Genomic DNA, 14,376 nt, shown 5'->3' on the forward strand with positions numbered 1-14,376 from the left:
GGCGGGTCAGACCGCCGGGGCCGGGAAGGTCGGGTACTCGACGCCGGAGACGTGCTGGACGACCCGGACCACCTGGCAGGAGTAGCCGAACTCGTTGTCGTACCACAGGTAGAGGATCGCGTTGTCGCCCTCGACCTTGGTCGCGCCGGCGTCGACGATCGACGCGTGGCGGGAGCCGATGAAGTCGCTGGAGACCGCGTCGGGCGCGGTGGTGAAGTCGATCTGGCGCTTCAGCGGGGAGGTCAGCGAGACCTCGCGCAGGTGCTCGAGCACCTCCTCGCGGGTGGTCTCCCTGGCCAGCTGGAGGTTGAGGATGGCGATCGAGACGTCCGGCACCGGCACGCGGATCGAGCTGCCGGTGATCTTCGCCTTGAGGTCGGGCAGGGCCTTGGACACGGCGGAGGCGGCGCCGGTCTCGGTGATCACCATGTTCAGCGGGGCCGAACGGCCGCGGCGGTCGGCGCCGTGGTAGTTGTCCAGCAGGTTCTGGTCGTTGGTGAAGGAGTGGACCGTCTCCACGTGGCCGCGGAGCACGCCGAACTCGTCCTCCATCGCCTTCAGCGGCGGGACGATCGCGTTGGTGGTGCAGGAGGCGCAGGAGATGATCTGCTCGTCCGGCTTGATCGTGTCGTGGTTGACGCCGTGCACGATGTTCGGGACGTCGCCCTTGCCCGGCGCGGTCAGCACGACCTTGGCGATGCCGGGGCGCAGGTGCTTCGACAGGCCCTCGCGGTCGCGCCACTTGCCGGTGTTGTCCACCAGGATCGCGTCGTTGATGCCGTACTCCGTGTAGTCGACCGTGGTCGGGTCGTCGGAGTAGATGACCTTGATCGCGTTGCCGTTGGCGATGATCGTGCTGGTCGCCTCGTCGACGGTGATGGTGCCGTGGAACTGGCCGTGGATCGAGTCGCGGCGCAGCAGCGAGGCGCGCTTGACCAGGTCCTCGCCGGCGCTGCGGCGCACCACGATGGCGCGCAGACGCAGGCCGTTGCCCGAGCCGGCCTTCTCGATCAGCAGGCGGGCCAGCAGGCGGCCGATCCGGCCGAAGCCGTAGAGGACCACGTCGCGGGAGTCGCGGCGCTCGCGCTTCTCGGCGCCGACGGCGCCGGCGACGGCCTGGGCGGTGAACTCCTCCACCGAGAGGCCGTGGTCGTCGGCCTTGTAGGTGGCGGCGAGCATGCCGATGTCGATCTGGGAGGGGCCCAGGTCGAGGGTGGTGAGCGCCTGCAGGAAGGGGAAGGTCTCGGTGACCGAGAGCTCCTCGCCGGCTATCTGGCGCGCGAAGCGGTGGGTCTTGAGGATGCTGACCACCGAGCGGTTGACCAGGGAGCGGCTGTGCAGCAGAACGGTGACGTCACGCTCCCGCTGCAGCCTTCCGATGATCGGAATCATCGACTCCGCGATCTCTTCGCGGTTCTTCCAGTCAGTGAACAGGTCTTCGTTGACAGTCACAGGTCCATCTTTCGCGAGCTCGGTGGTACCCCCATGGTAGCTTTCGGCCACTTTGATCATTCGCGTGGTCTCGCACACATGTGCGCCACAGCTGTGCGGACGCCTCCGCTCTGTGGCGAAATGCGGAGAAAACACTTGGACGCCGTGAGCAGCGTCACGGGACACTCTTGGTTCCGTCCCGCCCACCGACCGTGACCCGGTCCGCGTGGGCCCTCACCCGGACAGGTGGCCATGAATGCGCCGGACCACCGCGAGCCCGCGCCCGGCAGGAGCGCGGTGCTGCTCGCAGTTCGCTACTACGCAAGGGAGTTGACCCGACTCCGCAGGCTGACCCTACCCGCCATGCTGCTGCCGGCCGTGGGCAACATCGGCATCGGTTACATCGCTCCGCTGCTGGTCGCCAAGCTGGTCGGCCGGATCGCCGGCACCGGCGGCGTCTCCGTCGGCGCCGCGCTGCCCTACGTCATCGGCTTCACCGGCGTCCTGCTGGTCGCCGAGGCACTGTGGCGGATCGGGCTGCACTGCCTGAACCGACTGGACGCCCTCGGCATCGAGCACCTCTACGTCATCGGCATGGACGAGCTGTTCGCCAAGGACAGCGCCTTCTTCCACGACAACTTCGCCGGCTCGCTGACCAAGCGGGTGCTGAGCTTCGCCTCCCGTTTCGAGGAGACCGTCGACACGCTCACCTTCCAGGTGGTCGGCAGCCTGGTGCCGCTGGTCTTCGGCTCGGTGGTGCTGTGGCGCTACGACCCGATGCTGGTGGTCGCCCTGCTGACGCTGATCGCGGTGACCGCGCTCGGCGTGCTGCCGCTGATCCGGCGGCGTCAGCGGCTGGTCGACGAGCGCGAGGAGGCGATCGCCAGGGTGTCGGGCCACGTCGCCGACAGCCTGATGAACATGGACACGGTCCGGGCCTTCGCGGCCGAGGAGCGCGAGGCCGCCGAGCACCGCAGCCGGGTGGCCGAGTCCCGGCGGCTCTCGCTGCGCTCGTGGGACTACGGCAACCTGCGCATCGACACGCTGGTCGCGCCGATGTCCGTGCTGACGAACGCGCTGGGACTGCTGCTGGCGATCATGCTCGGCGGGGGCAGGCACGGGGTCGAGGCGATCATCGTCGCCTTCACCTACTTCTCCAACGCGACCCGGATCATGTTCGAGTTCAACCAGATCTACCGCCGCCTGGAGAGCGCGATGACGGAGGCCGCGCAGTTCACCGAGCTGCTGCTGGTCCCGCCGACGGTGGTCGACCCGCCCTCCCCCGAACCGCTGCGCACCCGAGCCGCCGACGTCCGCTTCGAGCGGGTGACCTTCGCCCACGCGGGCGCGGAGCCGCTCTTCGAGGGCCTGGACCTGGCGGTGCCCAGCGGGTCCAAGATCGGCCTGGTCGGCCGCTCCGGCGGCGGCAAGACGACGCTCACCAGACTGCTGCTGCGGATGTCGGACGTCGACGGCGGCCGGATCCTGATCGGCGGCCAGGACATCAGCAGGCTCCGCCAGGCGGACCTGCGCAGCCTGACCGCCTACGTGCCGCAGGATCCGGCGATGTTCCACCGGACCCTGCGCGACAACATCGCCTTCGCCCGTCCCGACGCCACCGAGGCCGAGATCCGCCGGGCGGCTGAGGCGGCGCACGTCACCGAGTTCGCCGACGCGCTGCCGGAGGGCTTCGACACCATGGTGGGCGAGCGCGGCGTGAAGCTCTCCGGCGGACAGCGCCAGCGGGTCGCGCTCGCCCGCGCGATCCTGCGGGACGCGCCGATCCTGCTGCTGGACGAGGCGACCAGCGCGCTGGACTCCGAAAGCGAACTGCTGGTCCAGGAGGCCCTGTGGCGGCTGATGGAGGGGCGGACGGCGCTGGTGGTGGCGCACCGGCTGAGCACGGTGGCCGGGATGGACCGGCTGGTCGTGCTCGACCGGGGCAGGGTCGTCGAACAGGGCACCCACCAGGAGCTGCTGGCGGCGGACGGCGCCTACGCCAAGCTCTGGCAGCACCAGTCCGGCGGTTTCCTCGACGACACCGCCGCGGCCGACACGACCCCCGCCCCGGCCCCGGCCGACGCGCGCTGAGCGACCGCTGAGCGCGCGTCGGCCGACCGGCTCCCGGGCCAGGATCGCCCCGATGAGCGCGTCGCCGGGGTAGTCCATCAGCACCGTGCCGGTCCGGCCGGGGTGTAGGTGGTGTACAGCGCGCCGGAGCCGTCCGCCGCGGCCCCCGCCAGGTTCGCCTGCGCCTCGCCCCACTTGGTGGACGGCGTGCACTGCGTCCAGTCCTTTTCGACGTGGGCATGTCCGCGATGCTGTCCCCGGTAACCTCTCCGGCTGAGTGCTCAGCGGCCGCCGTCGCCCGCGTCGTGGCGGCGGCGGCCGGACCACTCCGGCTCCACGCGCGCCCACTGCTCGGCCCAGGTCCGCAGGTCCCGGCGGTCCAGCCGCAGCCGCAGCAGCCGACCGCCGACCACGGCGAGGCCGCCCAGGACGGTGAGCGTCCCGCCGCCGACCAGGGCGCTGCCCAGGACCAGGTCCAGGGCGCCGGGCGGCGTGCCCAGCGGGCGGCCGAGCGGGTCGACCCAGACGACCACCGGCGACCCGGCCGGAGTGCCCGCCACCACCGACTCCCGTGCGAGGTGCCGGACCCCGGCGGGGAAGTCCCAGGCGACCGACACCACAGCGCGCTCCAGGTAGGCCGTGGCCCGGCCGCGCGCCGGCACCGACGGAGCGTCGGCCACGGTGGTCGCGGTGACCGGTCGGGCCGTGGACCGCTCCGACGCCGCCCGGCCCGCCTCGGACGCGTGGAACAGCACGCCGGAGGCGACCGCGCCGAGCACCGCCGCGACGACCGCGACCGCCTGCCACAGGCGCAGCCGGCTCCGGGCGCGGTCGGTCTGCCGCGTCAGCTGATTGACGGTCGACGGGCGCACCGGGCCACGGGCCCGTCCACGACGAAAGTGCCACCAGCCCGGCATGACAGTGCCCCCACCCCGACAGTCGAATCCCCTGGGGACACTCTGCCGTCTGCACGGCGATTTCGTGCGTCAACCGCTCAAGACCGGGTGGGGAGCAGACCGTTTCGTCAGCGTTCGTAGACCCCGGTCAGTCGGCCCCGGCCGAGCACGGGCGAGCCGACCGAGGGCAGCAGCACGCGGGGCCTGGCCCGGTCCGGAGGGGTCGCGGTGACGTCCCCGCCCAGCGGGTGGGCCAGGGCGAACAGTTGGAAGACGTACCGGTGCGGCCCGTGCCCCTTGATCGGCCCGGGGCCGTGGTAGCCGCGTCCGAGGGTGGAGCGCAGCACGCGCACCCCGGCCGCGGGCCGTTTCGCGGCCAGCGCGCCGGGCTCCAGCCGGCCGATGTCCGGATCGACCAGGGCGACGCAGTGCACGGCGGGCTTGGCGATGGGGACGTCGACGTCCTCGACGACCAGCAGCAGCTGCGCGGTGCCGGCCGGCGGCGGCGTCCACGACAGCTGCGGCGAGACGTCGCCGCCGCCGACGCGCTTCGCGCAGTGCGGCAGCGCCATGGAGTCGCCGTCGCCGAACTCCACGCTGGTGAGCGAGAGCAGGTCGGGGCCCTGGAGATTGGGCAGGTTCCAGGCCAGGTGGGTCTCGCCCGCCCGGCGGTCGACCAGGAGTCGTCCGAGCAGCGTCATCGGGTCGCCCGCGCCTTCTCGGCGACCTCGGCGGCGGTCGCGGTCTCCCCCAGCTTGGGGAAGATCCGCTCGATGCTGTGGCGGTGGCAGACGGGGTCGGGGTCGGCCATCGCGTCGGTGACCAGCACGACGTGGTAGCCGAGGTCGCAGGCCGAGCGCGCGGTCGACTCGACGCCGGAGCTGGTGGAGATCCCGGTGAGGACGACCTGGGTGACGCCCAGGTCCCGCAGCAGGGTGTCGAGGCCGGTGTCGTGGAAGGCGCTGCGCCGCCGCTTGGTGATCAGGTGGTCGGTCGGCCGCACGTCGAGCTCCGCGACCAGCTCGGTCCAGTCGGCGGGCAGCTGCGCCCTGCCCGACCATCCCTTCTCGGTGCGTCCCGGCGCGACGCCGTCGACGTTGACCAGGACCACGGGTAGACCGTGCCGGCGGAACTCGGCGGCCAGCCGCGCGGACTCCTTGACCACGGCGGCCGCCTCCTCGCCGGCGGCGGGGACGATGCCCTTCTGAAGGTCGATCACGACCAGCGCGGCCGTGGGATCGAGGACTGTCAGTGTCACGGTTGCTTCTCCAGTGAGTGGGGGGACGGCCGGTTCGCGCCCCGCTCCCCGCGGTCGGCTCGGCGCCGCGCCGCGAGGGAGGCCAGGGCGGCCAGCAGGGCGAGGGTGGCGCCGAAGGCGAACACGATCACCAGGCCGGAGTGGAAGGGGCCGGATATCAGGTGGGGGAAGAAGGCGGTGCCGGTCAGGGTCTGCCGCTGTGCCGCGGTCAGGTGGTCCAGCGCGCCGGTGGGTTGGAGCAGGTGCTGGACCGGGTTGACGCCGAGCTGGGCGGCGAACAGGGACGCGACCGGGGGCAGGCCGCCCACCTGGGCGGCCTGCCCGGGCGGAACCCCCTGCTGCTGCAGTCCGGCGGTGAGGGTGTGCGGAAGGCTGCCGGCCAGTCCGGCGATCATCAGGGAGAAGAAGACGCCGATGGAGACGGCGGTGCCCGAGTTCTGGAAGGTGGCCCGCATGCCCGAGGCGACGCCGCGCAGCCGGCTGGGCACGCTGCCCATCACGGAGGAGGAGTTCGGGGCCGCGAACATCCCGCTCGCGATCCCGTTGAGCGCGATCAGCACCGCGAAGACCCAGTAGCCGAAGTCGATCGGCAGCAGCATCAGACCGACGAAGCTGGCGCCGAACAGCAGCGCGCCGCCGGAGGCCAGGCCCCGGGAGCCGATCCGGTCCGACAGGTACCCGGACACCGGTCCCGCGGCGAGGAACCCGGCGGTCAACGGCAGCATGAAGATGCCGGCCCACAGCGGGGTGTCGCCGTAGTCGTAGCCGTGCAGCGGCAGCCAGATGCCCTGGAGCCAGATGATCAGCACGAACTGCATCCCGCCGCGGCCGATCGAGATGGCCAGGCCCGCCAGGTTGCCGAAGGTGAACTCCCGCAGCCGGAACAGCCCCAGCTGGATCATCGGCGAGGCGACCCGCGTCTCGATCAGCACGAACGCCGCCAGCAGCAGCAGTCCGCCGACGATCAGCACGTCGACCGTCGGGTCGGTCCAGCCCATCGTGTGGCCGCCGTAGGGCTGCAGGCCGAAGGTGACGCCGACCAGGACCGCGCTCAGCCCCACCGCGTAGGTGATGTTGCCCCACCAGTCGATCCTGCCGCCGCCGCGGACGCCGGTGTCGCGCAGGGTGCGGTAGGCCCAGAGCGTGAAGAAGACGCCGACGGGCACGTTGACCCAGAACACCGCCCTCCAGTCCCAGGCGACGAGCAGGCCGCCGGCGACCAGGCCGATGAACATCCCGGCCAGCCCGGCGACCTGGTTGATCCCCAGGGCGAAGCCGCGCTGCTCCTCGGGGAAGGCGTCGGTCAGGATCGCGGCCGAGTTGGCGGTGAGCATCGAACCGCCGACCGCCTGCACCACCCGCCAGCCGATCAGCCACAGGGCGCCGTGGCCGCCGTCGAAGGGGTCGAAGGAGAGCAGGACGGAGGCGAAGGTGAAGATCGCGAAGCCGGAGTTGTAGAGCCTGACCCTGCCGTACATGTCGCCCAGCCGGCCGACGGTGACCACCAGCACGGCCTGGACCAGCCGATAGCCCATGATCATCCAGAGCAGGTAGGCGATGTTGCCGGGGGCGAGCGGGTCCAGGTGCACGCCGCGGAAGATGGCGGGCAGCGCGATGAGCACGATCGAGCCGTCGAGCGCCGACATGAAGACGGCGGCGGTGGTGTTGGTCAGCGCCGTCCACCGGTACCGGTCGCCGACCGCCGCCTCGGGGCCCTCCCCACTCCTTCGGCGCGTCATATCTGCTGCGCGAGCCGCTCGAGCAGCGGCCCGGCCGCGGCGAGCTGCTCCAGCTCCGCCCGGGTGAAGCCGCCGTCGGCCATGGCGCGCGCGACGAGCTCGGCGCGCGCGTTGCGCTTGTCGTCCAGCGCCCTCCGCCCGGCCTCGGTCACCGTCAGCAGCGCGCGCCTGCGGTCGTCCGGGTCCGGCCGGCGTTCGACCAGCCCGCGGTCGCGGAGCCCGGCGAGCGTGGACCCCATCGCCTGGGCGGTGATCTGCACCTGCCTGGCCAGCTCCGAGGAGGTCGCGGGCCCCGAGCGGTCCAGCACCGAGAGCGCGGTCCGCTCGGGCATCGTCAGTCCGCCGTCCAGGGGCACCTGCCGCGCCCTTCGCACCAGCGCGCCGACACCCGCCAGCAGCGAGGCGGCGATCGCGCCGGGATCCTGATCGTCATCCATATACTAAGGCTAGCTTATCAATCTGCTTTATCAACCAGCCTTAGCTGTTTCCGCCGTCGTTTCCCCAGCGCCCGGCAAAGGGCATCCCAAGATCACCCCGGCGCCCGTACAGAACGCGTCAAGATCGCGACGGGCGCCCGCCCACCGGTGTCCAATGTCCTCTGCGGCGGCCCGCGTGGGCGTCGACACAGCAGACCGGGGGAACCGTGGCACAGCTTCTGATCGAAGAGAACTTCGAGCACCTCGACGGCCAGGACGTCGAGGATCTCATCGAGGCCTTCCAGGCCCTCGGCCTGCGCGCCGAGCCCACCCAGCCGCGCACGGCGCCGCAGCGCCGCGGCTGGGTGCTGGTCCTGCACTGGCTCAGGGAGGGGGAGGAGGCCAGGATCACCGACGCGTCCCTCTGCGCCTCGGTCGTGGACGTCGTCCGCAGCACCCTGACCGCCGCCCACCCGACCGGCCTCGGCGGCACCTGCGTCCGCGGACGCACCCTCCCGCTCCGCATCGAGGTCCGCGCCCGCGACGGCGCCCTCCTCACCTCGCTCGCGATGCCCGCCCGCTGAGAAGCCGACGCCGGGCCGACGTCAGGTCAGGTGACGTCGGTCCGGCGGGCTGTCCGGCTCCTGCGGGGGATCAGGGCTGGACGTCGAGGGGGCGCATCATCTCGTTGTCCTCGTGGTCGAGGATGTGGCAGTGGTAGACGTAGCGGCCCGGCAGGTCGAAGCGGGCCTTGAGGCGGGTGCGTTCGCCCGGGTAGGCGATGACGGTGTCCTTGAAGCCCGTCTCCCAGGGCTCGGGTCCGCGCACGGTCCCGTCGGCGGCGGTGCGGCTGACCACCTGGAACTGGGTCTGGTGGAGGTGGATAGGGTGCCCGTCCTCGGTCAGGTTGACCAGGTCCCACTCCCCCACCGCGCCCGCGATCGGCTTGACCGTCACCGGGTCGTCCCACATCTCCATCGCCCCGGTGCCGTCCGGGTTGAGGGAGCCGAGCGCGCCGACGATCGGGGCGCCGGGGAAGCTGGAGGAGTCCGCCTCGTTGAGCGAGACGGTGAAGGACTGCCGCGCCGGGCCGAGCCCGGCGACCCTGGGCAGGTACAACTGGGCGGGCGGGACGGACGGGTCGTGCGCCGGGCCGTGGTCCACCACGATCTTCATGACCTGGCCGCTGGTCCAGTGGTCGGCGGCGACGAAGTCCGTGTCGGGGACGCCCCCGTGGTACGGGACGTCGGGGCCCTCGTTGACGACGTAGAAGGTCGTGCCCGCCGGCACCTTGCTGAAGTCGAGGATCAGGTCGGCCCGCTCCGCCGGGGCGACCAGCACCTGGTCGAGCTCGACGGCCCTGGGCAGGAAGCCGCCGTCGCTGCCGATCTGCCAGATCGGCAGCGCAGCGGTCGCCGGTCGCTTCGCCAGCGGGTCGGCGACGATCTTGAGCACCAGGGTGCGGGCGTTGCAGGAGTTGAGCAGGCGCAGCCGGTAGCGCTTGCGCGAGGCGTGCCAGACCGGCCAGGCGGAGCCGTTGACCAGCATGGTGTTGCCGAAGGACTCCGGGTTCCAGTACGGCGGCACGTCGCTGGCGGGCAGCCAGGGCCCGCCGGGCGTGGTGTCACCGAAGAAGGTTCGGCTGTCGGGGAAGAACAGGCTGCCGTCGGTGTTGAAGCAGCGGTCCTGGACCACCATCGGGATCTCGGCGTCGCCGGAGGGCAGCACGCCGTGCGGCAGGTCGGTCGGGCCGCCGCGCAGCAGGTACATCCCGGCCAGACCCGCCTGGACGTTGAGGCGGGTCATGCCGAGGACGTGGTCGTGGTACCAGAGCGCCGCCGCCCGCTGGTCGTTGCTGTACCGGTAGACCGAGGAGCCCGGTCGCCAGGCGACCCCGTAGCGGGCCTCGGACTCGAGCCCGTAGCGGTCGTACCAGCTGCCGGTGGTGGCGTAGTGGGCCGGGATGCCGACGGCGTCGGGAAGGGTCCAGGCCTCGGGGTAGCCGTCGCTCTCCTGGGTGACGTGCGCGCCGTGCAGATGGGTCACCAGCGGCACCGGGCCGGTGTACGGCGCGGGGGTGGAGGTGAAGGTCGGCCGGCTGTCCCGGCCGTGGACGCCGCCGCCGGGGTTGGCCCAGTGCAGGCTGGGGTCCACCGTGAACAGGTGCGGCAGCGGGCGCCGGTGGGCGTCCACCAGCTCGTTGGTCCAGGTCACCCGGACGGGGCGGCCGACCCGGGCCTCGATGGTGTGGGCGGGGCGTGCAGGGTGCCGGGCGCACCGGCGGCCCGTAGCCCCACAGCGTGGTGCGCGGGTAGCCGTGCGGCAGGACCTGCTGGGTGAACTGCCGGGCGGTGATCTCGTAGACGTCGACGTCGCCGTGGCCGGAGCGGTTGCGGGACGGCATGACGGGCAGGCGCACCAGCTCCGTCCGGTACTTGGGCACCGAGACCGGGTCGAGCGAGCCGCCCGGCAGCGGGTTGGGACCCGGCGTCGCGGCGACCAGTCCGGGGGCCCGGCGGTCGGCCCCGTGGCCGACCGAGGCCGCGCCGGTCGCACCCACGGCGACCACGGCCCCGCCCGCGGCGGCGGCACGGAACAGCGTGCGGCGCGCGACGGACGTTCTCAGCCCGTCCCCGCCGGAGGCGGAGATTGACTCAGTCATGACAACACTCCATTCGTCACGTTCCCCGGGCGTGGACGAGTCGACGGACGTGCGCGGGCATGCGACCGCGGACGAGTCGTCGTGTGAGAGTTCCCCCGGTGCTGAGATGACCGAGCAGCGGGCCGGCGAGCCTGACCTGCCACCACGGCAAGTGACCCCACATGAGGATCACGTCTGGACTCTAGCGGCTGGGGCGTGCGCCCAGAAGCGGTATCAGGGAGATTTTTCTGGGTTCGCTCTGAACGGGCGCCCCAGCACGCACGACAGCCCCGCCCGCCCCCGGAGTCCGGGGCGGGCGGGGCCGAAGAGCCGACGGCCGGTCAGTCCGTGGCGATCGCCCGCAGGACGTTCATCCTGGCCGCGCGGAAGGCCGGGAAGAGCGCCGCCACCAGGCCCACGACCGCCGAGCCGAGGAAGACGACGCCGATCGTCGTCCACGGGATGCTGAGCACCCCGAGCCCGACCAGGCTCAGCAGCCGCTGGGCCGCGATGCCCCAGCCCAGGCCCAGGCCGACGCCCAGGACCGCGCCGAACAGGGCGATCACGACCGACTCCAGCCTGACCATCCGGCGCAGCTGACGCCGCGACATCCCGATGGCCCGCATCAGCCCGATCTCCCTGGTGCGCTCCACCACCGACAGGGCCAGCGTGTTCACCACGCCCAGCACCGCCACCACGATGGCCAGCGCCAGCAGTGCGTAGATCATGTTGAGCAGCTGGTCGAGCTGCTGCTGGATCATGTCCTTGTATCCGGCCTGGTCCCGGACCTTGACCTGCGGGTACTCCGCCGTGGCGGCCTGCAGCGCCGCCGACGCCTCGGCCTGCTGACCCGGCTTGGCCGCCGCGAACATCATGTCGTCCAGCGGGAACCGGTCCGCGGGCAGGTACTTCCGCGCCTCGGCGATGTTCATGTACATCGCGCCGCGGTCGAAGACGGTGTCGTCCGAGGTGATCGCGTCGACGGTGAGCCGCGCCGTGCCGCCGCCGACGAAGGCGACGGAGAGCTTGTCGCCGAGAGCGACCTTGTGGTCCTTGGCCCAGCCCTCGGGAACCGACATCGCGCCGGGCCCGTAGGCGTCGATCAGCTTGCCCTGCACGGTCTTGGCCTGCAGGTCGTCGGTGTAGGAGGGGCTGGCCGCGCCGATCTCGGTGGCGTCCTTCGTGCCGTTGGGCGCGGTGACGGTCACCTGGACGTCGGTGCGGTCGGTGACGTGCGCCAGGTGGTCCGCGGCGCGGATCGCCGCGGACGCGGCGGGGCTGATCGGCAGGCCGTTGCCGGACTGGATGATGAAGTCCGCGCCCACGGACCGGTCCATCTGACGGGTCGCCGAGGCGACCATCGAGTCGCCGACCACCGACAGCCCCGCCACCAGCGCGAGCCCGATCATCAGCGCGGCGGCGGTCGCGCCGGTGCGGCGCGGGTTGCGCAGCGCGTTGCGCTCGGCCAGCCGGCCCACCGGGCCGAACCAGCGCAGCGTGACCGCGCCGAGGACCCTGATGACCAGGCCCGCGAGCAGCGGGCCGACCACCACGAAACCGACCAGCGACAGCACCACGCCCAGGGCCAGCAGCCCCGACCCGGCCGAGGCGCCGGACGAGCCCGCCGCCAGTGCCAGCGCGGCGCCGCCGGCCGCCGTGAGCAGTACGCCGAGGGTCGCCCTGATCCGCCCGGCCCTGGCGTCGGCCGGCGTGCCGGCGTCGCGCATCGCGGCCATCGGCGAGATCGCACCGGCGCGGCGGGCGGGCAGCATCGCGGAGACGACGGTCACCAGCACGCCCAGGGTCAGGCCGACGATCGGCGTGGCCGCCTTGATCGTCAGATCGGCGGTGTTCAGGTGCATCCCCATGGCGCCCATGATCTTGATCAGGCCGACCGCGAGGCCGATGCCCGCGCCGATCCCGGCTACCGAGCCGACCACCCCGAGCAGCACCGCCTCCACCAGCAGCGAGCGGTTGACCTGGCGCCGGCTCGCGCCGATCGCCCGCATCAGGCCGATCTCGCGGGTCCGCTGGGCGACCAGCATGGAGAAAGTGTTGACGATCAGGAAGACGCCGACCAGCACGGCGATCCCGGCGAAGCCGAGCAGCACGTACTTCATCGGGTTCAGGAAGGAGCCGATGTCCTTCTGGCCCTGGGCCTTCTCCTCGGCGGCGGTCTGCACCTGATAGGTCCCCGCGCCCACGGCCGCCTCGACCCGCGCCTTCAGCTGGTCGTCGCCGACACCCTTGGCGGCGGTGAGCGCGTAGTCGGTGTAGGCGTCGGTGGAGCCGAGGAGTTCGCGCTGGGCGGCGCCGGTCTGCAGATAGACCAGCGTGGCCCCCGGATTGGTCGTCCTGAAGGTCGCGATGCCGGCGACGCGGACCGTGACGTCGCCGCGGGCGGAGATGATCCGCAGGCTGTCGCCGATGCCCAGATGGTGCTTGGCGGCGCTGTCGGCGTCGAGCACGGCCTGGTCCGGCTGGAGCGGGACGTGTCCCGAGGTGATGCCGACGGTCCTGGTCTGGGTGGGGTTCCAGTTGGAGACGATGGTCGGCGCGCCGGTGCTGGAGCCGATGTCCTGGTTCCGGCTGTCGGCGACGGTCACCTGCTGGCTGGTGACCTCGGGCACGACCGCCGCGACGCCCGGCACCCGGGCCAGTCGGCCCTGCAGTGAGGCGGGGAGGGTGTCCGGCGTCCCGGTCTGCTGGGCGTGGTCGACCTTCTTCGGCTGCACCGTGACGTCGGAGTAGGTCGACGCGAAGAGCCGGTCGAAGGTCGCGTTCATGGTGTCGGTGAAGACGAGGGTGCCGCAGACGAAGGCCACCGAGAGCAGCACGGCGACGGCGGAGAGGGCCATCCGGCCCTTGTGGGCCAGGAAGTTGCGCAGGGAGGTCCGCAGCACGGTCATGACGTCCGGCCCCGGGAGTCGAAGGACTTCATCTTCTCCAGCACGGCGTCCGCGGAGGGCGCGATCATCTCGTCGACGATCCTGCCGTCGGCGAGGTAGAGCACCCGGTCCGCGTAGGAGGCGGCGACCGGATCGTGCGTCACCATGACGATGGTCTGGCCGAGTTCGTCGACGGACCGGCGCAGGAAGCCGAGGATCTCCGCCCCGGCGCGGGAGTCGAGGTTGCCGGTCGGCTCGTCACCGAAGATGATCTCGGGCCGGGCGGCGAGGGCCCTGGCCACGGCGACCCGCTGCTGCTGACCGCCGGAGAGCTGGGCGGGCCGGTGCTTGAGCCGTCCGGCCAGGCCCACCGTCTCCACCACCCGCTCCAGCCAGTCCCGGTCGGGGGTGCGGCCGGCGATGTCCATCGGCAGGGTGATGTTCTCCAGCGCGTTCAGCGTGGGCAGCAGGTTGAACGCCTGGAAGACGAAGCCGATGCTGTCCCGGCGCAGCCGGGTGAGCTTGCGGTCGCCCAGCTTGGTGATCTCCGTGTCGCCGACCCAGATCTGGCCGCCGGTGGCGGTGTCGAGTCCGGCGAGGCAGTGCATCAGCGTGGACTTGCCGGAGCCCGAGGGCCCCATGATCGCGGTGAACCTGCCGCGCGGCATGTCGACGTCCACCGCGTCCAGCGCGACGACGCGGGTCTCGCCGCTTCCATAGGCCTTGGTCAGCGCCCGCGCGCGGGCGGCGACAGCCGTGCGTTCTCCGTTGCCCCGGATCCGGGGGCTCGATACGGACGTGGTCACTGACGTCTCCTGAATACTCGGCACGGGCGGTGCGTCCTTGTGTCTCAAGGCTCCTGGACCGCCCACCCGTGCCGCGATGGTGCAGGTGTCCGTCCGGGGGTGGTGCTAGCCCCACCCAGGCAGCCCGCGTACGGCCGAAGATTCACAAGTGAGGGATGTCATTCCTGCAACGGGCACCCCCGCTCGGGGAGTCTCCGAGGTGGGGCTGCACCACCGATCTCGTTCCGTCAC

At 71.9% G+C, this 14,376-nt stretch carries 11 protein-coding genes; 2 read left to right on the forward strand and 9 right to left on the reverse strand.

Features of this window, described 5'->3' with window-relative positions; translation table 11 throughout:
* Positions 1-6: 6 nt before the first annotated feature.
* A complete protein-coding gene (locus BS83_RS33090; protein WP_037607107.1) occupies positions 7-1,452 on the reverse strand; it encodes a glyceraldehyde-3-phosphate dehydrogenase in 1,446 nt (481 codons plus the stop codon).
* Between the two features lie 231 nt (positions 1,453-1,683).
* Here BS83_RS33090 and BS83_RS33095 point away from each other — a divergent pair, with 231 nt between their 5' ends.
* A complete protein-coding gene (locus BS83_RS33095) occupies positions 1,684-3,522 on the forward strand; it encodes an ABC transporter ATP-binding protein (protein ID WP_084714517.1) in 1,839 nt (612 codons plus the stop codon).
* Positions 3,523-3,782: 260 nt separating this feature from the next.
* On the opposite strand, the gene BS83_RS42470 is transcribed toward BS83_RS33095, so the two are convergent.
* The 5 genes from BS83_RS42470 to BS83_RS33120 form a co-directional block, all read right to left on the reverse strand.
* A complete protein-coding gene (locus BS83_RS42470; RefSeq protein WP_051944472.1) occupies positions 3,783-4,373 on the reverse strand; it encodes an Rv1733c family protein in 591 nt (196 codons plus the stop codon).
* Positions 4,374-4,525: 152 nt separating this feature from the next.
* Positions 4,526-5,098 carry a YbhB/YbcL family Raf kinase inhibitor-like protein gene (locus BS83_RS33105; protein WP_037607109.1) on the reverse strand — a complete coding sequence of 191 codons (573 nt, stop codon included), beginning with the start codon at positions 5,096-5,098 and terminating at the stop codon, positions 4,526-4,528.
* Positions 5,095-5,655 carry an isochorismatase family cysteine hydrolase gene (locus BS83_RS33110; RefSeq protein WP_037607110.1) on the reverse strand — a complete coding sequence of 187 codons (561 nt, stop codon included), beginning with the start codon at positions 5,653-5,655 and terminating at the stop codon, positions 5,095-5,097. The genes BS83_RS33105 and BS83_RS33110 overlap by 4 nt, the downstream gene beginning before the upstream one ends.
* Complete coding sequence (locus BS83_RS33115) at positions 5,652-7,394, reverse strand: MFS transporter (protein WP_051944473.1); 1,743 nt, start codon at positions 7,392-7,394, stop codon at positions 5,652-5,654. The genes BS83_RS33110 and BS83_RS33115 overlap by 4 nt, the downstream gene beginning before the upstream one ends.
* The gene (locus BS83_RS33120) at positions 7,391-7,831 is read right to left on the reverse strand and encodes a MarR family winged helix-turn-helix transcriptional regulator (RefSeq protein ID WP_037607111.1); all 441 of its coding nucleotides are present in this window, start codon (positions 7,829-7,831) and stop codon (positions 7,391-7,393) included. The genes BS83_RS33115 and BS83_RS33120 overlap by 4 nt, the downstream gene beginning before the upstream one ends.
* A gap of 206 nt (positions 7,832-8,037) precedes the next feature.
* Between BS83_RS33120 and BS83_RS33125 the strand changes: the two genes are divergently transcribed.
* On the forward strand, positions 8,038-8,394 hold the full coding sequence (locus BS83_RS33125; protein ID WP_037607112.1) for a hypothetical protein: 357 nt from the start codon (positions 8,038-8,040) through the stop codon (positions 8,392-8,394).
* A 70-nt stretch (positions 8,395-8,464) separates the two neighbouring features.
* Here BS83_RS33125 and BS83_RS33130 read toward each other — a convergent pair whose 3' ends face one another.
* The 3 genes from BS83_RS33130 to BS83_RS33140 form a co-directional block, all read right to left on the reverse strand.
* On the reverse strand, positions 8,465-10,024 hold the full coding sequence (locus BS83_RS33130; protein ID WP_198035360.1) for a multicopper oxidase family protein: 1,560 nt from the start codon (positions 10,022-10,024) through the stop codon (positions 8,465-8,467).
* Positions 10,025-10,792: 768 nt separating this feature from the next.
* The gene (locus BS83_RS33135; protein WP_037607113.1) at positions 10,793-13,360 is read right to left on the reverse strand and encodes an ABC transporter permease; all 2,568 of its coding nucleotides are present in this window, start codon (positions 13,358-13,360) and stop codon (positions 10,793-10,795) included.
* Entirely contained in the window at positions 13,357-14,145 is a 789-nt protein-coding gene (locus BS83_RS33140; RefSeq protein ID WP_037607114.1) for an ABC transporter ATP-binding protein, read from the reverse strand. Before BS83_RS33140 ends, BS83_RS33135 begins: the two co-directional genes overlap by 4 nt.
* Between the last annotated feature and the right edge of the window lie 231 nt (positions 14,146-14,376).

The organism is Streptacidiphilus rugosus AM-16, from assembly GCF_000744655.1.
Classification (GTDB): Bacteria; Actinomycetota; Actinomycetes; order Streptomycetales; family Streptomycetaceae; genus Streptacidiphilus; species Streptacidiphilus rugosus.

Excerpts from the sequence above, each read along its gene's own strand:
- BS83_RS33115 (WP_051944473.1), bottom strand. The coding sequence starts at position 7,394 with ATGACGCGCCGAAGGAGTGGGGAGGGCCCCGAGGCGGCGGTCGGCGAC.
- BS83_RS33105 (WP_037607109.1), bottom strand. The coding sequence starts at position 5,098 with ATGACGCTGCTCGGACGACTCCTGGTCGACCGCCGGGCGGGCGAGACC.
- BS83_RS33120 (WP_037607111.1), bottom strand. The coding sequence starts at position 7,831 with ATGGATGACGATCAGGATCCCGGCGCGATCGCCGCCTCGCTGCTGGCG.
- BS83_RS33095 (WP_084714517.1), top strand. The coding sequence starts at position 1,684 with ATGAATGCGCCGGACCACCGCGAGCCCGCGCCCGGCAGGAGCGCGGTG.
- BS83_RS33135 (WP_037607113.1), bottom strand. The coding sequence starts at position 13,360 with ATGACCGTGCTGCGGACCTCCCTGCGCAACTTCCTGGCCCACAAGGGC.